The organism is Agrobacterium vitis, assembly GCF_014926405.1.
Classification (GTDB): Bacteria; Pseudomonadota; Alphaproteobacteria; order Rhizobiales; family Rhizobiaceae; genus Allorhizobium; species Allorhizobium vitis_H.
On the sequence record NZ_JACXXJ020000003.1, the window covers coordinates 1,166,721 to 1,192,660 of the forward strand.

Sequence of the window (25,940 nt, forward strand, 5' to 3'; positions counted from 1 at the left end):
GTGTCCTACACTCAACAAAATCCGTTGAGCTTAAGGATTTTATGGGCGTCGATCGAAGCCTGAAGCTTATCCTCGGAGTTTCGATCGCCGTTATTTGCATCCGGATGATGCATTTTGAGCTTCTGCTTATAGCGGCTTCTGATCTCTTCCGGCGTTGCATCCGGCGAAAGGCCAAGCGTCTCGAAAGCCTTCGCTTCCAGCACCTTGAGCTTACGGCGCTGAGTATCCAATTTTTCCGCTTGGCGCTGTGCAGCGCTTTTACGTGCGTTTGTGGCCTTTGCAGAGCCGGAGCGGGCCGTGGAAGGCAGCGGAATTTCCGACGGCTTATTGACGCTGGTCCCCCACGTCTGCAGCTTGCCGCTCGCCGCATCCTTCTGATAGCGCGCCGTTACGGGGTCGGACAGATTGGGTGCGAAATTGTAACCTTTGGTGTAGGTTTTCACATGATCGGCACAGAACAGCAGATAGAGACCCTCGGCATTTCGTCCGACAGGAGCACGATGCGTTCCACCCTTGTCGCAGCCATCCCATTGGCATTTCGGACCTGTCGATCCACGGTCTGGAGCAGGCTTTTTACGTGTCGACCGGAGGCCAACAAAAATCTTTGAATCAGAGGTCATGGTGCCTTATATGGCTTTACGGCTGCGGTCGGCAAGGAATTTGGACAAGGGTGCTTTACAGAAAATGCGTCAGCCGTCACGATTGGTTGACCAATCAAGATAAGCAGCACTTCATCAGGTTATTGGACGGAACCTTTGGCGGCTGGAAGTGCAAGCACCGCACGCAAGCCAGTCGGGGCAAGCCGCTCTAGTTCAAACGATCCCCCATAGAGACCAGCCATTTCCGTTACAATCGTCAGACCAAAACCATCGCCAGGAACCCGTTCGTCTTCCCGAACACCGGGCAGTAGAACTGTATGGAGACGCTCCAACGGGATGCCGGGACCATCGTCTTCGACGCTGATCCTCACCATAGGTCCATCCCGCTCAGCAACGACTGAAACACGCTCCGATGCCCATTTAAAGGCATTGTCGATCAGGTTGCCAAACATCTCCTCGACATCCTTGTCGTCGCAGGCGACACACAATCCATCCGCCACTTCCGTTTGAAAGCTAATCCCACGATCCGCATGGATCAGGCTGATCGCGCCATAGACGTCGGCAATTGACTGAGCCACATTGGTGCGCGCAACCTTAGCCGCCGATGCCATCACCCGACGGGCGGCACTGAGATGGTGCTTGATCCTGTTGTCTATTTTAGCGACGAGGTCGCGCAGCGAACCGTCCTGATCGTTGCCGCTATCAAGCGCCAGCAGCAGGCTGGCGACGGGTGTCTTCAATCCGTGCGCCAGATTGGCAAATTGAATGCGTGTTGCGGCCAGTCTCTCGTCATTGGCCTCAATCAACGCATTGGTCTTTGATGCCAGTGGCGCGAGTTCGATGATGGGTATATCGGGAAGCCGAGACCTTTCTCCACGGTTGATGGCGTCGATGTCGGCTGCCATCGATGTGAGGGGGCGAAGGCCAAAGCGGATCTGCCAGAGCGTGCCGATCATCAGCACAGCGCCCAACAGCAGCATACTGGGTGCCAGCCAAAGCAAAGCGCGAACAGCGGGATCGGCGAGCGCTGCTTGAGGCGCGGACACTGTAATCGTCATGATGGCGCCACCGACATCACGGGTGCTCTGACGCAAATAGAGCTTTTGTCCATGGTCATGCCCCTCTCCAGGGGTCGGCGTGGCGGTGATCATCTGGAAGAAATCTTGGCTTAGTGGTGGAGTGTCTATGGTTCCACCCAACAGCGAACGTGAGGTGAGCTGCTGCCCCATGCTCTCGATCTGCCAATACCAGCCTGATCCGGGGCGATCGAACGGCGGCGCGTCCAGCGGTGTGGAAAGCGTGAGCCTACCGCCTTCATCCCGCACCACCGCACTGGCCAGCGCGCTGATCTGCGTGTCAAGGCGCTGATCGATCTGCTCGCGGATGACGGTTTTGAGCGCCAGCCACAGAACGACAGACGCCACCACGAGGGCCAGAGTGACGAAGACGCCGGAGAAAATCAGCAGTCGTCCGGCAATTGATTTGGGGCGGTTGAGCGTAGGAAACGTCATGATTGCACCGGCGCTGTCAGCATATAGCCCCGACCGCGGACGGTCTCGATAATGTCAGAACCAAGCTTTTTGCGCAGCCTTGCGATGATGACTTCGATGGAGTTGGAATCCACCTCAGCGTCTCCGTCGTAAACCCGCTCATTCAGCTCGCGCCGATCAACAACCATCTCCTTCCTGAGCATGAGGCATGACAGGACCCGCCATTCCAGCGCAGTCAGTTTGACTGGAAGTCCATTCAGCTCAAATGTGCCAAGCTGGGCGTCAAACATCAGTGCGCCACATTGAATGCGTGAAGAAGCATGGCCGGTTGCCCGGCGCACCAGGGCCCGCAGCCTCAGCACCAGCTCTTCAATTTTGAACGGCTTTGAAAGGAAGTCGTCCGCGCCAGCCTTGAAGCTCGACACCTTGTCCGGCCAGCCGTCACGCGCCGTCAGGACAAGGACGGGGAGATTGCGTTCGCTTTCGCGCCACCCCTTTAGAACCGTGACGCCATCGATCTTCGGTAACCCGAGATCAAGCACGGCAATGTCGAACAACTCGGTCAGTCCGGCATGGAGCGCGTCCTCGCCATTGCGGGCGATGTCGACCACGAAGTTCTCCGACCTGAGCGCAGTGGCGATCCGGCCACTCAGGTCTTCATCGTCTTCGACGAGCAGTACGCGCATGAGAACTAACTTTCATTTGTAGGAGAAGAGCCAGACTTATCGAAAATGGCTGAACTGAATCTGAACCAGAAGGTTCAGCGGGGTAACGGCAGAGGAAGTGTAGATATCCCTGGAGTTTGTCAGGGGAAATGGAAACCGGTTTTCCTGAAAAGACAAACGAACATGACAGACCCTAGACCATTTCCAACACAGCATGCAGCGGTTTTGCAGTCGGAAATGCTCTGGTCAATCACCAAGGAGAATGAATGATGACGGTCGAACATCCTAGCGACGAGCATCCGGAAAAGGCCGGCAGGCCTGCTCCTCCGCACGAGCGACGAAAACGATACTGGATGGCTCTTCCCGCAATCGCCGTGGCGCTCGCCATCGGCGCGGTTGGGGGTGCCGGTGCCATGAAGCTGGTGCGCCCCGCTCCCGAAATGGCTCCAATGTCTCCTGTTGCGATTTCAATGATGCCGGCATCAAGTCTGGTCACCATCAAGGGAAAAGTCAGCGAGATTTACGGCAACAAGTTCATCCTGCAGGACGACAGCGGCAAGACTCTGGTCGAAACCGGACCGGCTGGAGACGGTGGAGGCCTTGTCAAGAAGGATGACGTCGTGACCATCCAGGGTCGGTTTGACGATGGCGTCGTGCATGCGAGCTACCTTATCGATAGCAGCGGGAAGACAGCGGCTCTTGGTCCGCCAGGTCCGCCGCCGCATAGACCGTTCGGTGACTTCGCCAATAAACCTGCTCCTTGAGCAACCTGAACCAAAAGCAGGCTGCCACGTTAAGTGATGCGCTTTCCATCCCCACCAAAGGAAAAACCTATGAAACGTTACATTCTTTCCGCCGTCGCTCTTGCTGCACTGGCCGGAACCGCATTTGCCCAGCAGCCGCCAGCACCGCCACAGCCGCCAGCACCACCCGTTGCGGGCGGCATGGCCCCCGATGCCGATGTCGGAACCCCACCACCGCCGCCGCCAGGCATGCCCGGCGGACCGGAAGAGCGTGCCGGACCGCCGCCGCGTGGCCCAGAAGGCCCGATGGGTCCGCGTGGCCATCGCCCACCACCACCACCGGCGCCTTCCAAGGCGGCCCATTTCCGGGTTGAGGATGGCGACACCAGAATTGACATCAAATGCGCTGACGATGAGCCGATGAAGGCCTGCGCCGATATCCTGCTTCAGGTTATTGATCGGTTAAATACTCCTGCGCATCCCTAAGCATTATAACCCTCGCTGTCGCACGGATGGCAACCGTGCGACAGCATCACCCAAAGCGGACAGCCACAAGCCCCGACGGCAATGGTGTAAAACGCCTGCACCTCATCACTCGTTCACGTCGGGCCTATGAAATCGAGCCGGTTTTGTCTCGGCCTCAACGCCCCCCTGCAATATACTTGAGTACATTCCGGTCGTTCTGAATTCAGTCGGACTGGCTCCGAAATGACGCCTGAAGACCTTGGAGAAATAGTTCGGCTCTTCGAAGCCGCACATCGTCGATATCTCCTTTACGGAAAGATGCGAGCCCTTTGTCAGCAACTTGACCGCTCTTTTCAGACGTTTGTGCAGCACGAATTCCGCTGGCGGCATGCCTTCGCTCGCAGCAAAGACCCGTGAGAAATGGGCTCGGCTGAGACCAGACACTGCCGCCAGTTGCTCAACGGAAAGAGACTGATCCAGATTGGCCGAAATATGATCGATGACATGCTGCATTGTGCGATATTCCGCGCTCAAGGTCGGATGTGAGCCAAACACATCGTCATAAAGCGCCATGGCGGCCTCATAGGCGATTGCAGAGGCCCGTCCCGGCGTCTCCGCGCCCCCGGCAATGAGGCGTTGGCTGCAATCGGCAAGATGCTCGACGGTCTGCTGGTTCAGATTGAGAATAGGTCCCATGGCGGCGAGGATCGCGTTATGGATTCGCAGCGCTTCCTCGCCATTCATCGAAATCCAGAAGAACTCCCAGCGCCCCCCTGGCTCCAGCCAATATCGATGATTATGCGGCACCAGGACCAGCAATGTCTGGCCCGGCAGGACCCGATAGGTGCTGTTTTCATAGCGCAGGTTTCCAGCACCCGAGATCGTGTATTGAAGAACGGTAAACGGTGTTTGCCCGCGCTTCCTGCCATCCCAGTCATAGGTGGCATCGCTGCGCACTTCATAGCCTGTGCTTGTCGGCATGGTATGCAGGCTATGGCGGCCCCGAGGCAGCGAAACGGTGCGCATGATCGGCCCAGCGTCAATCATCGTCTTTAGCACAGAATTACCCATGAAAGCATAATACCTCTCTGGCGGTCTGAACGATTTTACAGATAATGCCGCCCAAGAGGAAAATATACATTGATCGTAGCAATATTCGTGGGGAATGCGACCGGCATCGACGGGGCGCTTCATTTCGCCTGTGCGAATCAATTTTACCCTCTCCAGACAAAACGGTCTAACATATGTGGAGGAGCATTGTATGAGCAGCTTCAAGATCGCCATCATCGGGGCTGGCAGCGTCGGCTTTACCAAGAAGCTTTTCACCGACCTTTTGAGCGTGCCGGAGTTTCACAATGTGGAATTTGCGCTCACGGATATCAGCCAGCATAATCTTGATATGATCAAGACAATTCTGGACCGGATTGTCGAGGCAAACAGGCTTCCTGCCAAGGTCACGGCGTCTACGGATCGCCGCGACGCCATTGCCGGGGCGCGCTATATTATCAGCTGCGTGCGCGTCGGCGGTCTTGGGGCCTATGCCGATGATATCAGCATTCCGCTGAAATATGGTGTTGATCAATGCGTGGGGGATACGATTTGCGCCGGCGGTATTCTCTATGGCCAGCGCAATATTCCGGTCATTCTGGATTTCTGCAAGGATATCCGCGAACTGGCCGAGCCGGGCGCAAAATTCCTCAACTATGCCAACCCCATGGCGATGAATACCTGGGCGGCGATTGAATATGGCAAGGTCGATACGATCGGCCTTTGCCACGGTGTGCAGCATGGCGCAGAGCAGATAGCCGAGATTTTGGGCGCAGGCCCGGGCGAGCTGGACTATATTTGCTCTGGTATTAATCACCAGACTTGGTTTGTCGATGTGCGCGTCAAGGGCCGCAAGATTGGCAAGCAGGAGCTGATCGACGCCTTTGAGGCCCATCCCGTATTTTCGCAGCAGGAAAAACTGCGTATCGATGTTTTGAAACGCTTCGGGGTGTATTCGACCGAGAGCAACGGCCATTTGTCGGAATATTTGCCATGGTATCGCAAGCGGCCGGAAGAGATTACCCGCTGGATTGACATGTCCGACTGGATTCATGGCGAAACCGGCGGCTATCTGCGCTATTCGACAGAGACCCGCAACTGGTTTGAAACCGAGTTTCCGCAGTTTCTGGAAAGTGCGGGCAAGCCGCTTGATCCGGCCAAACGCTCCAATGAACATGCCAGCCATATTCTCGAAGCGCTGGAAACCGGTCGAGTTTATCGCGGCCATTTCAACGTGAAGAACAATGGCATTATCACCAATCTTCCCTCGGATGCGATTATTGAATCACCCGGATTTGTTGATCGCTTCGGCATCAACATGGTGGCGGGTATCACCCTGCCGGAAGCCTGTGCAGCCACCTGCATTTCCTCCATCAATGTCCAGCGGATGTCAGTGCATGCGGCTATTTCGGGGGATATCGATCTTCTGAAACTCGCGGTGCTGCATGATCCGCTGGTGGGGGCGATCTGCACGCCGGAAGAAGTCTGGCAGATGGTGGATGAAATGGTGGTGGCCCAGGCCGAATGGCTGCCGCAATATGCCCATGCCATTCCGCAGGCCAAGGAGCGCCTGAGCCGCGCCACCGTCAAGACACGCGACTGGAAGGGCGTTGCCCGACGCGATGTGCGCTCCATTGATGAATTGCGGGCCGAAAAACAAGCGACAAAGCTGAAGGCCGCAAGCTGATCCAGACAAAAACATGACATCCGGTTTCTGAGGAGGGACTGGATGCCATGACCCGCAAGGGAGCGCCGCGCATTTTGCGGCACAGCTACAAGAAGTGAGGAGGGAACAACCATCATGAAAAACGTCATCCATACCGGAAAGTCCGCTGCCCTGTTGCTCGGCGTGTCGGTTTTTGCTGTTGCAGCCTTTGCGTCCGAGCCGACTGTGGTGCCCGAGGCTCCGCCCTTTCCGGGGCAAGGCAAGATCACCTATGTGCCGCGTGACTCCATTGAGGAGTTCAAGGCCTTGCCGAATTACAGCGAGCCGGATTGGGTGACGGAGAAATTCGTCAAAACCGGCAAACTGCCGCCGGTGAAGGAGCGGCTGCCGAAAGAGCCTCTGGTGTTCAAAACCGGCAATATGCCCGACGGCATCGGCGTCTATGGCGATACCTTGCGCCACGTGATTGGTGGCAGGCCCGAGGGCTGGAACTATTCGGCGGGCCAGACCCAAGGCTGGGGCGGTATCGATATTGCCATGTCCGAATGCCTGACGCGTACAGCCCCGCTGTTTCAGGTGAAGGCCGATGATGTCGAACCTTTGCCTAATCTCGCCAAGAGCTGGGATTGGTCTGCGGATGGACACAAGCTGACCATGCATCTGATTGAGGGCGCAAAATGGTCGGATGGGGCACCGTTTACCTCTGATGATGTGATGTTCTACTGGAATGACAATGTGCTGGACAGAAATGTCACACCCTTGAACGGCGCAACGCCCGAAACCTTTGGTGAAGGCACGACACTGAAGGCCATTGATGATTATACCGTCGAATGGACCTTCAAGGAGGCGTTTCCGCGACAATATATGTTCGCCATGGCTTACGGAACATTCTGCCCCGGTCCAGCCCATATCCTCAAAACAAAGCACCCGAAATATGCCAAGGACTTCACCTATGATCAGTATAAGAACGGCTTTCCGCCTGAATATATGAACATTCCGGTGATGGGTGCCTGGGTGCCCGTGTCCTATCGTTCTGATGATATGATCGTGCTGCGCCGCAATCCCTATTACTGGAAGGTGGATGAGCAGGGGCATCAACTGCCCTATATCAATGAGATCCACTACAAGCTCTCCACATGGGCCGACCGCGATGTGCAGGCGATTGCCGGCTCCGGCGACCTCTCCAATCTTGAGCAGCCGGAGAATTTTGTCGAAAGCCTGAAGCGGGCAGCGCAGCCATCTGCCCCTTCCCGCCTTGCCTTTGGCGCGCGTCTGATTGGCTATAATCTGCGGCTCAACTATTCGGCCAATGGCTGGGGTGATCCCGATGCGCGTGGCCAGGCCGTGCGCGAGCTGAACCGCAATCCCGATTTCCGCAAAGCCATTACCATGGCACTGGATCGTAAGAAGATCGGGGAATCGCTGGTCAAGGGACCGTTCACCGCCATTTATCCGGGCGGATTGTCGTCAGGAACGAGCTTTTATGATCGCCAGTCAACGATCTATTATCCCTTCGATCTGGCCGGTGCCAAGGCACTTCTGGCCAAGGCCGGGCTGAAGGATACCGATGGCGACGGCTTCGTCAATTTCCCGGCGGGCGTGGCGGGTGGTCAGGATGTGCAGATCGTTCTGCTGTCCACTTCAGACTATGGAACCGATCGCAATCTTGCCGAAGGCGTGATTGGCCAGATGGAAAAGCTCGGCCTGAAAGTGGTGCTGAACTCACTGGATGGTGTCAAACGCGATCAGGCCAATTTTGGCGGCCGGTTCGATTGGATGATCCGCCGCAATGATCCCGACATGACATCCGTGGTGCAAAACACCGCGCAATTGGCACCGACCGGGCCACGCACCAGCGGGCATCACCGCGCGGGGAAGGACGGCACGGTTGATCTGATGCCCTATGAGAAGCAGCTAGTTGCCATCGTCAACAGGTTCATTGCGTCTCAGGACAATGTCGAGCGACGGGATTTAATGAAACAATATCAGAAAATCGCCACTGAAAATGTCGATACCATTGGACTGACGGAATATCCCGGTGCGCTGATCATCAACAAGCGGTTCTCCAACGTTCCGGTCGGCGCTCCGATCTTCATGTTCAACTGGGCGGAAGACACCATCATCCGCGAACGCATGTTTGTCGCCGCAGACAAGCAGGGTGATTTCGAACTGTTCAAAAACCAGCTTCCCGGCAAGCCGGGCGAAAACAAACCTCTCAACTGATCAGCAGCGCTTCAGCCTGTGACTTTTGCGCAGGCTGAAGGCAACTCCCTGAAACACAAGAGAGCACATTCCCATGTTTAGATTTCTGCTTGTGCGCATAGCCTCTGCCATTCCTGTGCTGTTTGTTCTCAGCGTTGTGACCTTTGCCATCATCAAGGCCCCTCCGGGGGATTACAGCGACTACATCCGTTCCCAGATGATCAATCAAGGCGGCGCATCGTTTGAAGCCGCCGATGCGCAGGCGCAGGCCTATAAAATTGCCAATGGGTTGGATAAACCGATCCCCATCCAATACATCAACTGGATTACCGGCATCGTCACCCGGGGCGATTTTGGCCATAGCCTGTTCTACAACAAACCTGTGTCGGAAGTGGTGGGCGAGCGGCTGCCCCGGACATTGGCGCTGGCGCTGGTTTGCCATATCCTTGCCTCCGTCATTGGCATCACCTTCGGCATTCTGGCGGCAACCCGGCAATATACCTGGGTGGATAGTCTGCTGTCCGGCATCTCGTTTCTCGGCATGACCGTGCCACGTTTTTTGATGGCGCTGATCATCGTCTACATCATGGTGTTCCATTTCAATGCTACGGAAATCAACAGCTTCAACTCTGCCAAATATGGTGGAGCGCCATGGTCCTTTGCCAAATTCCTCGACCTCTTGCAGCATGTATGGCCGGTGATTGCCATCGCCACCTTTGGCGGGCTGGCTTATAATATGCGGGTCATGCGCGGCAATCTGCTGGATACGCTGAACGCGCAATATGTCGAAACAGCCCGCGCCAAGGGCCTCAGCGAGCGACAGGTGATCTTGCGCCATGCGGTGCCAAATGCGCTGCATCCGCTGATCATGTATCAGGGCGTCGTGCTGCCCTATATGCTGACCGGCGAGATTGAAACGGCGATTATTTTTGCCCTGCCAACCGTTGGCCCGGCCATTGTTGGCTCCATGTGGGTCGGCGATGTCTATGTCACCGCAACCTTCATGCTGGTCCTCTCCGCCACGCTGATTGTTGGTAATATCATTGCCGACATGCTGCTGGCGCTTCTTGATCCTCGAGTTCGATTGGGCGGAGGGGCGCACGCATGAAAGCCGATGTTCAAACCATAGCCATGTCCTCTCCCGCCAACACACACAGCAACGAAACCTATCTGGCGCTGGTCTGGCGACGCCTGCGGCGCTCCTGGACCGGAATGATGGGCCTTGTGCTGGTCTGCCTGCTGATGCTGATGGTGGTGTTTGCCGAGTTTTTCGCTCCCGTTGATCCGAAGCTGACCGGCACAGCCTTTGCGCCACCGCAGACCATCAGCATCACCGACCAAGAAGGCAATCTCGTATTGCCCCGCACCTATCCACTGGGAGAAAGCACGGCGCTTGACCCTATTACCTTCCAGCCCATTTCTGGGCCAGACTATGATAATCCCGTCAACCTTGGCTTTTTCGTCAAGGGTTTCAGCTACAATCTGTTCGGCCTTTTGCCCACAGATCGGCATTTCTTCGGCGCAACGGATGGCACACCGGTGAATTTTCTTGGCACCGATAAATTTGGCCGCGATGTGCTGTCACGTATCTTTTACGGCTCCCGCGTGTCGTTGATGATTGCCTTGACGGTGGTGTTTATTGTCACCCTGGTGGGTACAACGGTCGGCATGGTCTCCGGCTATTATGGTGGCCAATTCGATACATGGATGCAGCGCTTTGTGGAGCTGGTTCTGGCCTTCCCGCAATTGCCCCTCTATCTGGCGCTGACTTCGCTGATCCCGGTCACAGCTCCCACCAATGTGTTTCTGGGCTTTGTCATCGTTGTCATGTCGGCGCTGGGTTGGGCGCAGATGTCGCGCGAAGTGCGCGGCAAAACACTGGCGCTGGCGCGCATTGATTATGTGCGGGCTGCCATGGCCATTGGGGCCACGGATCGGCGCATCATCCTTCAGCATATTTTTCCCAATGTGATGAGCCATGTCATCGTGTCCGTCACACTGGCCATTCCAAGCGTAGTTCTGCTGGAATCCTTCCTTGGTTTTCTGGGCTTTGCGGTCAAGCCGCCGCTGATTTCCTGGGGCCTGATGTTGCAGGATACCTCGACCTATTCCGTCATTGGATCCTATCCGTGGATCCTGTCTCCCGTGGCTTTCGTGCTGATCACCGTCTTTGCGTTCAATGCGCTGGGCGATGGGTTGCGCGACGCCGTTGACCCTTATTGAGGAGGCCAAGTCATGCCAAACACCACCAATGCATTGGCGCCTGATCAGAGGCACGATCACACCAGCCTTCTCGGCACGCCGATTATCGATGCCCGCCAACTGGCCGTCTCCTTCAAGGTGGAAGGCGGCACAGTCGAGGCAGTCAAGAATGTCTCTTTCCAGCTCTACAGAGGCGAAACCATCGCCGTTGTTGGCGAATCCGGTTCTGGAAAGTCGGTCACAGCCCGCAGCATCATGGGGCTGTTGACCAAGCGCGCCACCTTGTCGGCTCGTTCTAGCATTGCCTACGATGGGCAAAACATCCTGAAATTCTCGGATCGTCAGCGCCGGGCGCTGCGTGGCAATCGGATATCGATGATTTTTCAAGAGCCGATGAGCTCGCTCAATCCAGTCTACACCATCGGCACACAGATCGCGGAAGCCATCCGCGTGCACCATAAAATGAGCGGCAAGCAAGCCATGGCGCGCGCACTGGAGCTGTTACGGCAGGTGCAAATCCCGGAGCCGGAGGCCCGTCTCAACCAATATCCGCATCAATTGTCCGGCGGTCAGCGTCAGCGCATCATGATTGCCATGGCGCTGGCCAACAACCCGGATGTGCTGATTGCCGATGAGCCAACCACGGCGCTGGATGTCACCGTGCAGGCACAGATTCTCAACCTGATCCGCGATTTACAAAAAAAGCTTGGCATGGCGGTGATCCTGATCACCCACGATCTCACCGTTGTTCGGCAGTTTTCAGACTATGTCTATGTGATGCAAAACGGCGAGGTGAAGGAGCATAACACCACAACGGCGCTGTTTGAACATCCGCAGCATCCCTACACCCGCCATCTGCTGGCATCGGAACCCAAGGGCATGGCCAATCCCATGCCGATTGACTCCGCCACCATTCTGGAAGGCCGCGATGTGCGCGTGTCTTTCATGCTCAAACATGGTGGCTTCTTCAAACCGCAGTTGAAAGAACTGGTGGCCGTCAACAGCCTTTCCATCACCCTGCACCGCCATGAAACATTGGGTCTAGTGGGCGAGAGTGGTTCCGGCAAAACCACCTTTGGCCAAGCCCTCGTCAAACTGATGAGTGTTGATAGCGGCAAGATCCTGTTTGACGGCCAAGCCATAGAGAACAACAGCCGCGAACAGATGCGGCCCTTGCGCTCGCGTATGCAGGTGGTGTTTCAAGACCCGTTTTCCTCGCTCAACCCCCGCATGTCGGTGGGCCAGATCATTGAGGAAGGGCTCGTCGTCAACAATATCGGCACAAGCCGCAGTGATCGGCTGGACCGCGTGCGCGAGGCGCTGATCAGCGCCGGCATGCCCGGCAACATCCTGTCACGGTTTCCGCATGAATTTTCCGGCGGCCAACGCCAGCGGATTGCCATCGCCCGAGCGGTCGCACTCGAGCCGGAATTCATTCTGCTGGATGAGCCGACATCGGCGCTCGATTTATCCGTTCAAGCCCAGATCATCGACCTGTTGCGCAAGTTGCAGGACGAAAAGGGCCTGAGCTATCTCTTTATTTCCCATGATCTCAAGGTTGTTCGCGCGCTTTGCCACCGGGTTGCGGTGATGCAGCACGGGCAGATCGTCGAGCAAGGACCTGTTGAGGACATTCTCAGCCATCCCCAAACCGCCTACACCCAGCGGCTCGTCAGAGCTGCTTTCAACGTCGCCACATAATCCCTAAGACAGCGAGACCCCTATCATGACAAAACAGCCCAAAATCACCTTCATTGGTGCCGGTTCCACCGTGTTCATGAAGAATATCATCGGTGACGTTCTGCAACGTCCGGCACTATCAGGTGCGCGGATCGCACTGATGGATATCAATCCGCAGCGTCTGGAAGAAAGCGAAGTTGTTGCCAGGAAGCTGATTTCCACCTTTGGCGCATCCGCCACGGTGGAGACCTTTGCCGATCAGCGTCAAGCGCTGGAGGGAGCCAACTTCGTGGTCGTCGCCTTTCAGATCGGCGGTTATGAGCCTTGCACCGTCACCGATTTCGAGGTGCCAAAGAAATACGGCCTGCGCCAGACCATTGCCGACACATTGGGCGTTGGCGGCATCATGCGCGGTTTGCGCACCGTGCCGCATCTGTGGAGCATTTGCGAGGATATGATGCAGGTCTGCCCGCAAGCGATCATGCTGCAATATGTCAACCCGATGGCCATCAACACCTGGGCGATTGCCGAGAAATATCCGGCTATCAAACAGGTTGGCCTATGCCATTCGGTGCAGGGCACGGCCATGGAACTGGCAGAGGATCTGTCCATTCCCTATGAGGAAATCCGCTACCGCTCTGCTGGCATCAACCACATGGCGTTCTACCTCAATTTTGAGCATCGCCAGCCGGATGGCTCCTATCGTGATCTCTATCCCGATCTGCTGCGAGGCTATCGGGAAGGGCGTGCACCCAAGCCAACATGGAACCCGCGCTGCCCCAACAAGGTGCGCTATGAAATGCTGACCCGTCTGGGCTATTTCGTAACTGAGAGCTCGGAGCATTTTGCCGAATACACGCCCTATTTCATCAAGGAAGGCCGTGAGGATCTGATTGAGAAATTCGGCATTCCGCTGGATGAATATCCCAAGCGCTGCATTGAACAGGTTGCTCGATGGAAAGATCAGGCCGCCGCCTATCGTTCCGCAGACAAGATCGAGGTCAAGCCATCGAAGGAATATGCCTCGTCGATCATCAATTCGGTCTGGACGGGTGAGCCCTCGGTGATTTACGGCAACCTGCGCAACAATGGCTGCATCACCTCGCTACCGGACAATTGCGCCGTGGAAGTGCCCTGCCTTGTCGATGACAACGGCATTCAGCCCACCACCATCGGCGCCCTGCCACCGCAGCTCACAGCCCTGATGCGCACCAACATCAACGTGCAGGAACTGACGGTGGCTGCCTTGATCAACGAAAACCCCGAACACCTCTATCACGCCGCGATGATGGACCCGCATACAGCAGCCGAACTCGACCTCGACCAGATCTGGTCATTGACGACGGACCTGTTGAAGGCTCACGATCAGTGGATTCCGCAATGGGCCCGCATCGGAGGGGTGGCGTAATGACGACAACCTGTCAGGTTCAGATTGAACCTGACAGACTCGAGGGAAAACCAGTGTCCACTTTTCGCTGGTGCGATCGTTCAATTCTGTCTCATCGGTGCGGATACGGGGTAAACAATAACACATCGTTTTGCATCCGCGAAAGGTCACGGCAAAACAGCCGTGATCTCAAGCTCTTGATCACCAAGACTGACGACATCACCGACAGCCTTGCCGATAAGCGCCCTTGCCACCGGGGAGACGTAGGAGATCGATCCTGCCTTCGGATCTGCTTCGTCTTCGCCGACGATACGATAGGTTTGGACGCGTCCATCATCACGGGTGAACGTCACGGTCGTCCCAAAAGAGACGCTATCAGCGGTGATCGGATCGGGCATGACCTGAGCCGTGTGAAGCCTCTCTTCAAGGTAGTTCAAATCCCGAAAAGGGCCGGCCATCTGCCGACGCCGTTCATTGACGTCGTCAATTGCCCGCGCGGCATCATAGGCCTCACGTGCTTGCAAACGTTGCCGTTCCAGAGCTTTTAATCCCGATTCCGTCACAAGATTCGGATGTGGCGAAATCGGGCGCTCGGGCAGTAGTGTTTCAGCTGCCGTTTCCGCACTGTCTTCCTTGGTAAATGCAACACTCATATTCGATCTCTATTCAGACTTTTCGACGCCTACAGTTTAATGTCGCCCTTCAAGGCATTGACAACCAATGCGAACGCCACGGACACCGGCGCTTTGAGCGAACGGCTATCATCGTGCGGGATAGTGTAGCATGAGACACGGTGTGCTCGTAGCGCCCACAGCAGAAAACTATCGCTGTTGCAGGAAACCTTGAAGGCGCGGTGCCATGAAATCGAGAAAGACACGAACGCGATGCGCCAGACGGCGTCCACCGAGCAAGCAGGGCCAGACTCCGTTCGTAATAGATCAGCCCCTCATCGGTCAGTGACAATCGGCGTGTCGACCGCTCCAGCAATCGGACGCCCAATCGCTGTTCGATCCGATTGAGGAGTTTGCTGACCGTTGACGGCGTCATCTGCAGCAGGCATGCCGCCTCGGAAAAACTACCCGCTTCCACCGCCCTCGTGAAAACCTGAATCTCGCCGATCCGGCGACCGAAGCAGGGGCAAACGTGCTGACTGCGGCAGTCCCGAAGATCGACATTCTCATCAACAATCTCGGCATCTACGAATCCAAGGATTTCAGCGATGACGATTGGCGCCGGTTTTTCGAGATCAATGTGCTGAGCGGTGTCAGGCTCTCGCGGCATTACCTGCCGGACATGCTGGCGCGAAATTGGGGAAGAATAATCTTCATCTCCAGCGAAAGTGGCGTGCTGGTTCCGCCCAACATGATCCATTACGGCATGACAAAGACGGCGCAGCTCACCATCTCGCGCGGCCTTGCTGCAACCACCAAGGGCACGCGTGTCACTGTCAATACCGTCATGCCGGGGACCACACGCTCTGCCGGAATTGAGGATTTCATGCGCAGCGTCGCGAGCGATCCAAACCTGTCAGCCGACGCGATGGAAAGCGAATATTTCGCCAAGGAGCGTCCGAGGTTGTTGATCCAGCGAATGATCGAGCCAGAGGAAATTGCCAATCTCGTTGCCTATGTGGCAAGCCCATTGTCCGCTGCAACGAATGGCGCTGCCCTGCGCGTCGATGGCGGCATCACCCCGACGATCGTGTAATACGATGGAAAATTCGCAGCTTGCCAATCTCATTGGGCATTAATCCCAACGGTAGGCGAGTATGCACAACCGGAAAAGTCGCCGCGTTCGCGTTAATCATCGCGACGCGGTTGTCGCCCGACCCTTCGCATTATTTCAATAATCGCAATTAAATCTCAATTAATAATGCAATTGTTGGCAAGGGTGTTTGGCGGCAATATGCCCTCATCAGACGAACAAAGGGGTCTGACGATACAGAAACAAGATCGCAGGACGCGAACATGACCGACACCACTCTTCTTTCCCGGACACGTCGTGGCGTCCTGCTTTCCGGATCGGCCGTCGCCGCGACCGCGCTCACCGCATCATTCAGCTTTGCAGCCAAGCTCGCTGCGTCCACCAACACCTCAACCGAAGGAAACAAGACCATGGGTACTATCACCACCAAGGACGGCGTTGAAATCTTCTACAAGGATTGGGGCTCGAAGGATGCCCAGCCGATTGTTTTTCATCATGGCTGGCCGCTGTCATCGGATGACTGGGACGCACAGATGCTGTTCTTCCTCGCCAACGGTTACCGCGTGATTGCCCATGACCGGCGCGGCCACGGCCGCTCGGCGCAGGTTTCCGATGGTCATGACATGGACCATTATGCAGCTGATGCCTTCGCGGTCGTTGAAGCCCTCGACCTCAAGAACGCCGTCCATATCGGTCACTCCACCGGCGGAGGAGAAGTCGCCCGGTATGTGGCCAAGCATGGCCAGCCAGCCGGTCGCGTCGCCAAGGCGGTTCTGGTGTCTGCCGTCCCGCCGCTGATGCTGAAGACTGACGCCAATCCCGAAGGCCTGCCGATGGAAGTTTTCGACGGTTTCCGCTCAGCACTGGCTGCCAACCGCGCGCAGTTCTTCCGCGACGTTCCCGCCGGTCCATTCTATGGCTTCAACCGCGACGGCGCCAAAGTCCAGGAGGGCGTGATCCAGAATTGGTGGCGGCAGGGTATGATGGGCAGCGCCAAGGCGCATTACGACGGCATCAAGGCTTTCTCTGAAACCGACCAGACCGAGGATCTGAAGACGATAACCGTCCCAACTCTCGTCCTGCATGGCGAGGACGACCAGATCGTGCCCATCGCCGATGCAGCACTGAAAGCTATCAAGCTGCTGAAGAACGGTACGCTCAAGACCTATCCTGGCTTCTCGCACGGTATGCTGACCGTCAATGCCGACGTGCTCAACGCCGACCTGCTGGCTTTCGTGAAGTCCTGATCCAAAGGCATGGCCGCGGTGAAAAGCCGCCGCGGCCTCGCTTCTCTTGTTGTCGATTGTCTTTCGGGAAAACCGGGTTCCACGTTTCCCAAGGCAAACTCTCATCCCTCGTCGGAACGCGGATTGATACGATGATGCAGTTAACGCCCGAGCTTGTTGCCCTGACGATCAGAGGCGTCCGCGATGACGGCCCGGAGCCTAGCTGGACACCCCTTACGGAAGCTGAACTTGATGAACTCGTCGACAGGATTGAAAGTGAGGCAGGCGGCGATCCTCTGCTGGTTTTTGCTTACGGCTCGCTGATCTGGAATCCCGAATTCGAACCAGCCAGTCGCCAACGCGCCACCGCTTACGGATGGCACAGGTCGTTTTCCCTCAAAATCGAGCGCTGGCGCGCCACCAGCACACAGCCCGGATTGATGCTGGCCCTGGAGCGCGGCGGACAGTGCGATGGCATTGTCTTCGAGCTTTCGGCTGAACGATGCCGCCGGGATCTGCGCGCCCTCGTCGCTCGGGAGATCAAGTATCGGGAGGTGAGGAGCATGGTCCGTTGGGTTTACGTGAAGACGGCAAACGGTGTTCAACGCGCCCTGACATTCTGGGCAAGCACCAGCCGGCTTGGACTAACCAAACCCTTGCCGGACGAGCAGTCAGCGTCCTTGATAGCCAGCGCCTGCGGCCAGGGTGGCTCATGCGCCGAGTATCTCCACAAGACCATAGTCGACCTTCAGGCCGAAGGGATCCGTGACCGCAATCTCTGGCGTTTGCAATCGCTGGTCGCTGCGGAAATAACCGCGCGGTACAGTGCCATGGCACAGTAAAGCTTGTCACAGATAAAGCAGGAGATACACCCGCAGATCTTCGACAGGGGATCCCTCAATTGAGCGTAACCATTTGAGCGGCCACCTGCTCCTCGAAAAATTTCGAGAAAGACGCGATCCGAGGCGGTAGAGCCTGATAGGGCGGATAATAAAGTGTCAGCCATAGATCGGGCGGCGACCACCCTCGAAAGACGTGAACCAGGCGCCCTGTTTTCAAATGTTCCGAAACATGAAATCCTGGCAGCATCGCCACCCCGGCGCCATCTGCCGCCATATCAGCCAGAACTTCTCCACTGTTGGCGCTGAACGCCCCTCCGGCTGAAATCGTCATGCTTGATCCGCCGTCCGAAAGGACCCAGTTTTCCCGCCGGCTCTCGCCGCTATAGGCAAGGCAATCGTCGGGTGTCAGTTCGCCAGGATGCCGCATATCGACGAATTTACTTGCCGGTGCTGCAACAAGAATACGCGGCACGATATGGATCTTGCGCCAGATGGTGAACTTATCCGATGGCTGCGAGGAGATGCGGATCGCAAGGTCATAATCGTCGTCAACAATGTTCACCAGGCCATCCGACAAGGAAATCTCAAAGCTCATTTTTGGATAGAGCGTCCTGAAGCCAGACAGGATCGGCGGCAGCATGGCCTTGCCGAACCAGGTTGGAACGCTGATCCGCAGCCGTCCCTCATCACTCTTGTTTGCGTTCCTGATATCGCGCCGCGCACTATCCAAGGCGGCCACCGCTGGCTGGATCTGAGCGGCAAAAATGGCGCCATCTGTCGTCAGGGCAACCTGACGGGTCGTTCGAACGAAGAGCTGGACACCAAGATCCCGCTCCAAGGCGGCGATTGCCCGGCTCACGGCGGCTGGTGTCATGTCGAGTTCGCGGGCGACCTGCGCAAAATTCCGCTTCTCGGCAGCCAGCAGAAACACTTTCAGCGCTTTATAGTCATTCATCTCGATTATTTCAAAATAGACATCTTATTCCGAATAAATATTGTAATTCTGCACATCAATCAATCCACTCGCCACGAAGACTCCGGTGTGACCGAACCGGCTACGAATTCGTCTCTCTCATCCTGCGTGTCTCCAGCGCCGCGACCATGACGACCGAACGAAGCTCTGCCGGTCGCACGGGCTTTGACAGGATTGGAATATCAGCCGATCCCAGGTCCTCTCTGACCCGCCCCTCGTCATGGCCACTCATCACCACTGCGGGCATCTGCCGGCCGATCAGGTCCTGGACGATCTGGATGCATTCCGTGCCGGTGACGCCACCGCCGAGATCAAAATCGGTGATCAACAGGTCAAAATCCCCCACATGCCTGGGTATTGTCGCTTCGGCCTGGACGTGGCATCCCCATTTTCGCAACAGGCTTGCCGTGGCAATCAATACGGCCTCGTCGTCTTCCACCAGCAATATGCGCAGCCCATTGATGGCCGCCGGATAGTGTCCCGCCGCCAAGGGCGATTGCGACCATTCTTGTTTATGCGTGATACGCAAATTGCCGAGCGTGACGCTGGTTCCCTTGCCTGGATCCGACTTCAAATCCACATCAATGTCGAGCAGGCGACCGAGACGCCGCACGATCGGAAGACCAAGGCCGACCCCATCAATGTCCTTGTCGCCCCGCTCACGCACCTGATAGAATTCCTCAAATACCCTGGATTGATGGTCCCGGGGAATGCCGGGTCCTTGATCGCAGATCTGGACGGCCAGCCGGCCACCACGATGCCGGCAGCCAATGACGACATCGCGTCCCGCCGCATATTTGATGGCGTTGTTGACGATGTTTTGCACCATGGTGGTCAAAAGAGCCCTGTCTATCTCCACAACTGCGCTGCAACTGACCGTCCGCAATGTAATGCCGCTCTGCTGCGCCGCTTCCCGGTTCTGGCGCAACACGTCATCGATCACTTCGGCAATCGCGATCCTCTCATATTTCGGAGTGACCCTACCGCTATCCAGGGTCGAAATATCCAGCAGCGACTTGAACAGGCGCGATACGCTCTGGAGCGATCGGTCGATATTTTCAACCATTTGCAGTTCTTTCGGCTGCAGGTTGGCATCGCGCAGACAAGCAGTGAACAAACTGATGGCGTGGATCGGTTGCCGAAGGTCATGGCTCGCTTGCGCCAGGAACCGCGATTTCGACAAGCTGGCCTCCTGGGCAATTTCATAGGCTTTGCGCAATCGTCCAAGCAAAGCATAGATATAGGCGGGTACGAGGACGGTCGTGGCCACCAATGTCAGGACCATGAAGGGATTTTCGCGCCAATAGGCATTGAAGTAGGTGATAATGGCAATCCCGGCGAGCGTGGCTGCCGTTGAAATTTTGAGATATGCTGGTCCAAAGCGCAGACCGTTGCCGACTGTCACCCACAACATGATTGCAAACAGCGGCAGAAACGTTTGACCTCCAACGGCAATGGTAAAGGTCAGAGCACCAAGGTCATGGGTAATGGTAATGGCGCGGCGCACTCTGTTTTCGCCGGGCCAACGTGCTATCCACCAGTATGCCGCAAGAGAAAACAGAAAATAATAGCTGAGAAGAGGCACGACGTTCCATGCCTCGACCGGTGTCGCTCCCATTAATATCGCTGGCAGAATGTAACTGATTGTCCCGGTGACAATAATGATACGAACCAGCGCTTGCGCCTTCTCCGTGTCAAACTCTTCATCCGCACGACCACTACGCACCGGCGCCTTGATACGAAAGGCAGTCTTCATCACGTTGCGAAAGTCGATCATGTCCCGTTACCCGTTCATCGACAAGGCCTTACCCCGGTTCGCACGGAAACGATCATCTGGCTACTAGCACATATGGACTGTGGATCGGAACAAGAGTTGCCCCAAATGCTGCGCACGAGTCTGTCATGCTTTAAAGTAAAGGGGATGAGAAGAGCCATTTTTCAATGGCGCTTCTCATAACAAGCTGCGGTGAGCAAGCTATTCAGCAGGCGAAAATCCAGACTGACACGGAGCGACAATCATGCCTGTCGTGAGACCCTCGCCAAGCCAAACACCAGCGCCAAAACGCTCACAAACCAAAACGCTCACAAACAATGTCGGACAAGCCCAACTCGACATCAGGCAATGTCAGGCAAGCCACCGAGCAGCTTATCGAGGGTAATCGGATAGTGCCGCACCCGAACGCCCGTCGCATTGTAGATGGCATTGGCGATTGCCGCGGAGACACCACAGAGCCCGAGTTCACCGATACCCTTTGCCTTCATCGGCGAGGACATCGGATCGGTTTCGTCCATGAAGATAACCTCCTGATGCGGAATGTCAGCATGAACCGGAACCTCATATCCGGCAAGGTCGTGATTGACGAAAAAGCCCCGCTTTGCATCGACCACCAGTTCTTCCGACAGGGCGCCTCCGGCACCCATGGTCATTGCACCGATCACCTGACTGCGCGCTGTAATCGGATTGAGGATACGACCAGCCGCACACACCGCCAACATGCGCCGGATGCGTGTTTCGCCAGTGGCGACATCGACGCCCACCTCGACGAAATGCGCACCGAAGGTGGATTGCTGATGGGTCTTGGTGAGATCGCCCCACTCCATCGTATCTTCGCCGACGAGCCCATCCGGGCCAGCGGCCTCGGCAAGCAGGACCGACCGGTTTCCAGCTTTGACGACCCCATCCTCAAAGACAATATCATCGGAATTGAACCCAAGTTTTTGGGTGATCGCCTCACGAAGCTTGACGCAAGCCGCATAGACGCCCGATGTCGCCGAATTGGCTCCGAACTGGCCACCGGAACCCGCCGAAATCGGGAAACGAGAGTCTCCGAGATGCACGGCAACCTTATTGATGCCAACGCCCATCATTTCTGCGGCGGTCTGGGCGATGATCGTGTAACTGCCGGTTCCGATATCGGTCATGTCGGTCTCGACTGTAACAACGCCCTGGTTATCGAGTTTGACCCGGGCGCCTGATGGAAGGACCATGTTGTCGCGGAACGCGGCGGCGACGCCCATGCCGATCAACCAATTGCCCTGCCTGCGAGATCCGGCCTTCGGTCGATTATCCCAACCAAAGCGATCGGCACCGCGCTTCAGACAGCCGATCAGGTCCCGATGCGAGAATGGGCGCTCGGGATTTTCCGGGTCGACCTGGGTGTCATTGGCGATGCGAAACGCGATCGGGTCCATGCCAACCTTTTCGGCCATTTCATCCATGGCAATTTCCAGCGCCATCAGGCCGGGCGCCTCGCCCGGAGCGCGCATGGCGTTGCCCTCTGGAAGATCGAGGGTCGCAAGACGCATGGCCGTCATCCGGTTTGCACCGGCATAAAGAAGCCGCGTTTGATTGACCGCCACCTCAGGACCACCTCCGGCAAGATCGCCTGACCAGCTCTCATGCGCGATGGCGGTGATCTTTCCATCCCGCTCAGCGCCGATGCGAATGCGCTGGATCGTTGCCGGACGGTGGGTGGTGTTGTTGATCACCAATGGACGCGGCAAGGCGACTTTCACAGGGCGTTTCGCCGCCCTTGCCGCGAAGGCGGCCAAAACGGCATCAGCCCGGAGAAACAGCTTGCCGCCGAATCCGCCGCCGATAAACGGCGACATCAAGTGGATCTTCTCCTTGTCAACGCCGAGGGTAGTAGCAAGATCGGAGCGCCACCAATCGATCATCTGGCTGGATGTCCACACGGTCACCTCGTCACCATCCCAAGCGGCGATCGAAGCATGCGGTTCCATCATCGCATGAGATTGGTCAGGCGTCGTATAGGATTGCTCGATGGTGACTGGAGCGGATCGGAAGGCTGTTTCAAAATCGCCGACTGCCGTGTCGGGCTTTTGGGACTCATCCGGCTTTTTCGCCGTCTCTCGCGCCGCACTGAGATCAAATGTCCCTTTCTCCTCATCATAGTCCACTTTGACCAGGGCCGCAGCAGCCCGCGCCTGCTCGAAAGTCTCCGCGACCACGACGGCGATTGCCTGATGATAATGCTGAACTTCATCGCCACCGAACAGGTTTGCAGTATTGAACTTGCCCTTCTCGCGCTTACCGACATCCAGAGTTGTCACCACAGAAATCACGCCATCAGCTTTCCTGGCTGCTGTCACATCCATGGCTTTGATCCGGCCTTTGGCAATCGCTGCCCCAACCGGGTAGCCATAGGCATAACGCGTGTTCGGATCACGCCACTCATAGGCATACATCGCCCGGCCGGTTGTCTTCAATTGACCATCGATGCGGTGAATCGGCTGACCGACGACCTTGAGGCGGTCGATTGGATTGGTTGTTGCAGGTGTATCGAACTTCATGGGTCACCCCCTTGCTTCGGAAAGGACGGCGCCAAGCGCACGCTCGACAAGATCGACCTTGAACCGGTTCTGTTCAGTCGGACGGGCATCGGCGAGAATGGCTTTCGCCGCATCGCGAGCGCCTCTTGGCAGTTCCGCTTCCGCGGCTTCAATCCGCCATGGCTTATGGGCGACGCCGCCGACGGCAACACGTCCCGTACCATCCGCTTGAATGACAGCGCCGACTGAAATCAGCGCAAACGCATAGGACGCCCGGTCCCTGACCTTTCGATAGATATGCTTTCCGCCGATCGGTGGTGGAAGCAGGACGGCGGTCACGAATTCGCCGCGCTCCAATACGCTTTCGATATGCGGGGTCTCTCCTGGAAGACGATGGAAATCGGCAATCGGAATAGACCGGCGGCTGCCATCTGCTTTTACTGTTTCGATGGTCGCATCGAGCGCCCGCATGGCGATTGCCATATCGCTGGGATGGGTGGCGATGCAGGCATCACTTACCCCGATAACAGCATGTTGACGGCTGAACCCACCAATGGCCGAGCAGCCGCTGCCCGGCTGACGCTTGTTACACGGCTGGTTCGGATCATAGAAATACGGACAGCGGGTGCGCTGCAACAGGTTACCGGCCGTGGTCGCCTTATTGCGAAGCTGGCCGGAGGCACCGGCAACCAGGGCTCGTGACAACAGACCGTAGTCGCGGCGAACAGTCATGTGTGCGGCAAGATCGGTATTTCGCACGAGAGCACCGATGCGCAGACCGCCGTCATCAGTGGATTCGATTTCATCGAGACCAAGTCCATTCACATCGATAATATGGGTTGGCGTCTCGATTTCGAGTTTCATCAGATCGAGCAGGTTGGTGCCACCGGCGATAAACCTGGCGTCTGGGTTGGCAGCAGCCGTTTTCACTGCGGCCTCGATCGAGGGCGCGCGCTCAAAGGTGAAAGCTCTCATGCCTTGATCCCTCCAACTTCGGAAATGGCGTCGACAATGTTGGAATAGGCGCCGCATCGACAGATGTTTCCGCTCATCCGCTCGCGGATTTCGATGGCTGTCAATTGCGCAGACCCGTTGAGGTCGGACGTCACGTGACTCGGGATATTCGCCTTGATTTCCTCAAGCACCGCTATGGAGGAACAGATTTGGCCGGGCGTACAGTAGCCACACTGAAAACCATCATGCTTGACGAAGGCTGCCTGCATCGGATGAAGGTGGCCAGGCTGACCGAGGCCTTCGATCGTGGTAATCTCGTCGCCATCATGCATGACAGCCAGCGTCAGACAGGCATTGATCCGCCGACCATCGACCATGACGGTGCACGCTCCGCATTGACCATGGTCACAACCCTTTTTCGTGCCCGTAAGATCCAGGTGCTCCCGTAGAGCGTCGAGAAGGGTCGTGCGGTTATCGACCTCAATCTCACGGCGCGCTCCATTGACGTTTAGCGTCACAGGTGTCGTTAATTTCATCTTGTCTCCTGCAGGCTGTGCTGCCACGCTCCTTTCGCCGGCTCCTGTGACCACGGCCGCTACAGCCGATGAGATAAGAAGATCCCGGCGGGAAAGATCCATTTGGTTGCTGTTCGACATGTCCGCTCCCCTTTTCGGCGACGTGGAATGAGGTCAAGACCACAGAACTCTTGCGTCATTTTCTAACGTAGGGTTGCGGACTTTCACGATGAGGTGCTGTTCACTAAATGAACTTGTCGCTCCGTTCCCTAAATGGAGGTCCGGCAGGATAGTTCCCGCGATGGCGATAGGAATGCAACGCAAAGGCGCATGCTACGAATGTGGTCAGGTCGGTTAAACCTTTCGCACAGGTGAACGGAAGGGCTCGATGGTGTCGCGTACCGAAGGCAGAGGTCAGCTGTCGATCAGGGTGTCAGGTTCTTAGCTTCAAGACCGATGGTAATGGCCAGAAAGAACGCCACGACTGTCGCAGCCAGGAAAGCCAGGGTGAAGGCGCCAATCGCCTTCAATCCTCCAATAGCCAAATCCTGCTTAAACCATCGAACCTCGGCTTGCGCGTACCAGAGTGTGGCAGCAGTCAGGGTCAGGAGACCGATCAGGACACCTTGTCCGTCGGGCATGAACATCAAGTCGAACGCCAGCCCGATGATGAATGCGAACGGCGCCGCGACATAACACTGGCTGAAAAAGGGTGGGCGTAGCGAGCTTCTGGTGATCCTTACCGACTTGCGCCGTAAAAGGGTGACTGCCATGCAAAGGGGATAGATCCCGAATAACACACCACGCGCAATGAGCAAGTTGGACACCGATCCCAGTTCCTTGGCGGCAACCGTGGTATCGTAACTGGACGGAAAGGCCGTCGACAGCCCTTGGGACAGAAGCAGCGTGATAAGCAGGAACAAGGGAGGGCTCAGGGTATCGTCGTATTGATCCTCCGGTCTGTCAGCAAGTTCGAGATCGGCGTATCGCATCATGCTGAGAGGTCTCGTCACCGAGCGCCACATGGTAAGAGGATAAAACAGCAGCCAGGACACCAACTCGTAGAGCAATTCCTCAAGCGACTTGAGCAATTTCATGAAATCCAAGGCAGCCTCCCATTTCGCCGCGTTGCCCATTTCACCGCGCTGTATGTCCGATACTCTTTGCTTAACAGCGCCGAGCAATCCCGTCACGAGACGATTGCGAATTCTCAAAGAGGCAGCTTTTGACGGGTGGACTCAATGGCCAATCGATCCGGTTCTAAAGTCCACCGATTACAAAAAACCT

At 56.6% G+C, this 25,940-nt stretch carries 21 protein-coding genes and 2 pseudogenes; 11 read left to right on the forward strand and 12 right to left on the reverse strand.

Annotated features, from left to right (window positions below):
- Positions 1–11: 11 nt before the first annotated feature.
- From IEI95_RS06515 to IEI95_RS06525, 3 genes are all read right to left on the reverse strand, one after another.
- On the reverse strand, positions 12–620 hold the full coding sequence (locus IEI95_RS06515) for a J domain-containing protein (RefSeq protein ID WP_156531980.1): 609 nt from the start codon (positions 618–620) through the stop codon (positions 12–14).
- A gap of 119 nt (positions 621–739) precedes the next feature.
- Positions 740–2,110 carry a sensor histidine kinase gene (locus IEI95_RS06520; RefSeq protein ID WP_156537909.1) on the reverse strand — a complete coding sequence of 457 codons (1,371 nt, stop codon included), beginning with the start codon at positions 2,108–2,110 and terminating at the stop codon, positions 740–742.
- The gene (locus tag IEI95_RS06525; protein ID WP_156531978.1) at positions 2,107–2,775 is read right to left on the reverse strand and encodes a response regulator transcription factor; all 669 of its coding nucleotides are present in this window, start codon (positions 2,773–2,775) and stop codon (positions 2,107–2,109) included. Before IEI95_RS06525 ends, IEI95_RS06520 begins: the two co-directional genes overlap by 4 nt.
- A 245-nt stretch (positions 2,776–3,020) precedes the next feature.
- Here IEI95_RS06525 and IEI95_RS06530 point away from each other — a divergent pair, with 245 nt between their 5' ends.
- Together IEI95_RS06530 and IEI95_RS06535 are read left to right on the forward strand one after the other, a co-directional pair.
- The gene (locus IEI95_RS06530; RefSeq protein WP_156531977.1) at positions 3,021–3,518 is read left to right on the forward strand and encodes a hypothetical protein; all 498 of its coding nucleotides are present in this window, start codon (positions 3,021–3,023) and stop codon (positions 3,516–3,518) included.
- A gap of 69 nt (positions 3,519–3,587) precedes the next feature.
- Positions 3,588–3,983, forward strand: a complete 396-nt coding sequence (locus tag IEI95_RS06535; protein WP_156531976.1) for a hypothetical protein — start codon at positions 3,588–3,590, stop codon at positions 3,981–3,983.
- Between the two features lie 105 nt (positions 3,984–4,088).
- On the opposite strand, the gene IEI95_RS06540 is transcribed toward IEI95_RS06535, so the two are convergent.
- Complete coding sequence (locus IEI95_RS06540; RefSeq protein ID WP_156531975.1) at positions 4,089–5,033, reverse strand: AraC family transcriptional regulator; 945 nt, start codon at positions 5,031–5,033, stop codon at positions 4,089–4,091.
- 190 nt (positions 5,034–5,223) lie between these two features.
- Between IEI95_RS06540 and IEI95_RS06545 the strand changes: the two genes are divergently transcribed.
- From IEI95_RS06545 to IEI95_RS06570, 6 genes are all read left to right on the forward strand, one after another.
- Positions 5,224–6,696 carry an alpha-glucosidase/alpha-galactosidase gene (locus tag IEI95_RS06545; protein ID WP_156531974.1) on the forward strand — a complete coding sequence of 491 codons (1,473 nt, stop codon included), beginning with the start codon at positions 5,224–5,226 and terminating at the stop codon, positions 6,694–6,696.
- 114 nt (positions 6,697–6,810) lie between these two features.
- Positions 6,811–8,898, forward strand: coding sequence for an ABC transporter substrate-binding protein (locus IEI95_RS06550; protein ID WP_194416168.1), 2,088 nt, complete (start codon positions 6,811–6,813; stop codon positions 8,896–8,898).
- A gap of 73 nt (positions 8,899–8,971) precedes the next feature.
- Positions 8,972–9,985, forward strand: coding sequence for an ABC transporter permease (locus tag IEI95_RS06555; protein WP_156531972.1), 1,014 nt, complete (start codon positions 8,972–8,974; stop codon positions 9,983–9,985).
- Positions 9,982–11,100: an ABC transporter permease gene (locus IEI95_RS06560; RefSeq protein WP_156531971.1), complete on the forward strand. Its 1,119-nt coding sequence runs from the start codon at positions 9,982–9,984 to the stop codon at positions 11,098–11,100. The genes IEI95_RS06555 and IEI95_RS06560 overlap by 4 nt, the downstream gene beginning before the upstream one ends.
- 12 nt (positions 11,101–11,112) lie before the next feature.
- On the forward strand, positions 11,113–12,780 hold the full coding sequence (locus tag IEI95_RS06565) for an ABC transporter ATP-binding protein (protein WP_156531970.1): 1,668 nt from the start codon (positions 11,113–11,115) through the stop codon (positions 12,778–12,780).
- Positions 12,781–12,805: 25 nt separating this feature from the next.
- The gene (locus IEI95_RS06570) at positions 12,806–14,167 is read left to right on the forward strand and encodes an alpha-glucosidase/alpha-galactosidase (RefSeq protein ID WP_156531969.1); all 1,362 of its coding nucleotides are present in this window, start codon (positions 12,806–12,808) and stop codon (positions 14,165–14,167) included.
- Positions 14,168–14,313: 146 nt separating this feature from the next.
- Here IEI95_RS06570 and greA read toward each other — a convergent pair whose 3' ends face one another.
- On the reverse strand, positions 14,314–14,799 hold the full coding sequence (gene greA / locus IEI95_RS06575; RefSeq protein ID WP_156531968.1) for a transcription elongation factor GreA: 486 nt from the start codon (positions 14,797–14,799) through the stop codon (positions 14,314–14,316).
- Positions 14,800–15,055: 256 nt separating this feature from the next.
- A pseudogene (locus IEI95_RS06580) lies at positions 15,056–15,265 on the reverse strand (LysR family transcriptional regulator); the annotation flags it as partial.
- Between IEI95_RS06580 and IEI95_RS06585 the strand changes: the two are divergent.
- From IEI95_RS06585 to IEI95_RS06595, 3 genes and pseudogenes are all read left to right on the forward strand, one after another.
- A pseudogene (locus tag IEI95_RS06585) lies at positions 15,257–15,853 on the forward strand (SDR family NAD(P)-dependent oxidoreductase); the annotation flags it as partial. The pseudogenes IEI95_RS06580 and IEI95_RS06585 sit on opposite strands and share 9 nt — an antisense overlap.
- A gap of 407 nt (positions 15,854–16,260) precedes the next feature.
- A complete protein-coding gene (locus tag IEI95_RS06590; protein ID WP_420360296.1) occupies positions 16,261–17,097 on the forward strand; it encodes an alpha/beta fold hydrolase in 837 nt (278 codons plus the stop codon).
- A gap of 134 nt (positions 17,098–17,231) precedes the next feature.
- The gene (locus tag IEI95_RS06595; RefSeq protein WP_156538044.1) at positions 17,232–17,918 is read left to right on the forward strand and encodes a gamma-glutamylcyclotransferase; all 687 of its coding nucleotides are present in this window, start codon (positions 17,232–17,234) and stop codon (positions 17,916–17,918) included.
- A gap of 55 nt (positions 17,919–17,973) precedes the next feature.
- On the opposite strand, the gene IEI95_RS06600 is transcribed toward IEI95_RS06595, so the two are convergent.
- From IEI95_RS06600 to IEI95_RS06625, 6 genes are all read right to left on the reverse strand, one after another.
- Positions 17,974–18,873, reverse strand: a complete 900-nt coding sequence (locus IEI95_RS06600; protein WP_156531965.1) for a LysR family transcriptional regulator — start codon at positions 18,871–18,873, stop codon at positions 17,974–17,976.
- 100 nt (positions 18,874–18,973) lie between these two features.
- Positions 18,974–20,668 carry a hybrid sensor histidine kinase/response regulator gene (locus tag IEI95_RS06605; RefSeq protein WP_234890929.1) on the reverse strand — a complete coding sequence of 565 codons (1,695 nt, stop codon included), beginning with the start codon at positions 20,666–20,668 and terminating at the stop codon, positions 18,974–18,976.
- A 338-nt stretch (positions 20,669–21,006) separates the two neighbouring features.
- Positions 21,007–23,205: an aldehyde oxidoreductase molybdenum-binding subunit PaoC gene (gene paoC / locus IEI95_RS06610; protein WP_156531964.1), complete on the reverse strand. Its 2,199-nt coding sequence runs from the start codon at positions 23,203–23,205 to the stop codon at positions 21,007–21,009.
- Positions 23,206–23,208: 3 nt separating this feature from the next.
- Positions 23,209–24,159 carry an FAD binding domain-containing protein gene (locus IEI95_RS06615; RefSeq protein WP_156537915.1) on the reverse strand — a complete coding sequence of 317 codons (951 nt, stop codon included), beginning with the start codon at positions 24,157–24,159 and terminating at the stop codon, positions 23,209–23,211.
- Positions 24,156–24,794: an aldehyde dehydrogenase iron-sulfur subunit PaoA gene (gene paoA / locus IEI95_RS06620; protein ID WP_156531962.1), complete on the reverse strand. Its 639-nt coding sequence runs from the start codon at positions 24,792–24,794 to the stop codon at positions 24,156–24,158. The genes IEI95_RS06615 and paoA overlap by 4 nt, the downstream gene beginning before the upstream one ends.
- A gap of 284 nt (positions 24,795–25,078) precedes the next feature.
- A complete protein-coding gene (locus tag IEI95_RS06625) occupies positions 25,079–25,759 on the reverse strand; it encodes a permease (RefSeq protein WP_156532157.1) in 681 nt (226 codons plus the stop codon).
- Positions 25,760–25,940 lie beyond the last annotated feature (181 nt).

Excerpts from the sequence above, each read along its gene's own strand:
- IEI95_RS06515 (WP_156531980.1), bottom strand. The coding sequence starts at position 620 with ATGACCTCTGATTCAAAGATTTTTGTTGGCCTCCGGTCGACACGTAAA.
- IEI95_RS06520 (WP_156537909.1), bottom strand. The coding sequence starts at position 2,110 with ATGACGTTTCCTACGCTCAACCGCCCCAAATCAATTGCCGGACGACTG.
- IEI95_RS06525 (WP_156531978.1), bottom strand. The coding sequence starts at position 2,775 with ATGCGCGTACTGCTCGTCGAAGACGATGAAGACCTGAGTGGCCGGATC.
- IEI95_RS06530 (WP_156531977.1), top strand. The coding sequence starts at position 3,021 with ATGATGACGGTCGAACATCCTAGCGACGAGCATCCGGAAAAGGCCGGC.
- IEI95_RS06535 (WP_156531976.1), top strand. The coding sequence starts at position 3,588 with ATGAAACGTTACATTCTTTCCGCCGTCGCTCTTGCTGCACTGGCCGGA.
- IEI95_RS06540 (WP_156531975.1), bottom strand. The coding sequence starts at position 5,033 with ATGGGTAATTCTGTGCTAAAGACGATGATTGACGCTGGGCCGATCATG.
- IEI95_RS06545 (WP_156531974.1), top strand. The coding sequence starts at position 5,224 with ATGAGCAGCTTCAAGATCGCCATCATCGGGGCTGGCAGCGTCGGCTTT.
- IEI95_RS06550 (WP_194416168.1), top strand. The coding sequence starts at position 6,811 with ATGAAAAACGTCATCCATACCGGAAAGTCCGCTGCCCTGTTGCTCGGC.
- IEI95_RS06555 (WP_156531972.1), top strand. The coding sequence starts at position 8,972 with ATGTTTAGATTTCTGCTTGTGCGCATAGCCTCTGCCATTCCTGTGCTG.
- IEI95_RS06560 (WP_156531971.1), top strand. The coding sequence starts at position 9,982 with ATGAAAGCCGATGTTCAAACCATAGCCATGTCCTCTCCCGCCAACACA.
- IEI95_RS06565 (WP_156531970.1), top strand. The coding sequence starts at position 11,113 with ATGCCAAACACCACCAATGCATTGGCGCCTGATCAGAGGCACGATCAC.
- IEI95_RS06570 (WP_156531969.1), top strand. The coding sequence starts at position 12,806 with ATGACAAAACAGCCCAAAATCACCTTCATTGGTGCCGGTTCCACCGTG.
- greA (WP_156531968.1), bottom strand. The coding sequence starts at position 14,799 with ATGAGTGTTGCATTTACCAAGGAAGACAGTGCGGAAACGGCAGCTGAA.
- IEI95_RS06590 (WP_420360296.1), top strand. The coding sequence starts at position 16,261 with ATGGGTACTATCACCACCAAGGACGGCGTTGAAATCTTCTACAAGGAT.
- IEI95_RS06595 (WP_156538044.1), top strand. The coding sequence starts at position 17,232 with ATGCAGTTAACGCCCGAGCTTGTTGCCCTGACGATCAGAGGCGTCCGC.
- IEI95_RS06600 (WP_156531965.1), bottom strand. The coding sequence starts at position 18,873 with ATGAATGACTATAAAGCGCTGAAAGTGTTTCTGCTGGCTGCCGAGAAG.
- IEI95_RS06605 (WP_234890929.1), bottom strand. The coding sequence starts at position 20,668 with ATGATCGACTTTCGCAACGTGATGAAGACTGCCTTTCGTATCAAGGCG.
- paoC (WP_156531964.1), bottom strand. The coding sequence starts at position 23,205 with ATGAAGTTCGATACACCTGCAACAACCAATCCAATCGACCGCCTCAAG.
- IEI95_RS06615 (WP_156537915.1), bottom strand. The coding sequence starts at position 24,159 with ATGAGAGCTTTCACCTTTGAGCGCGCGCCCTCGATCGAGGCCGCAGTG.
- paoA (WP_156531962.1), bottom strand. The coding sequence starts at position 24,794 with ATGTCGAACAGCAACCAAATGGATCTTTCCCGCCGGGATCTTCTTATC.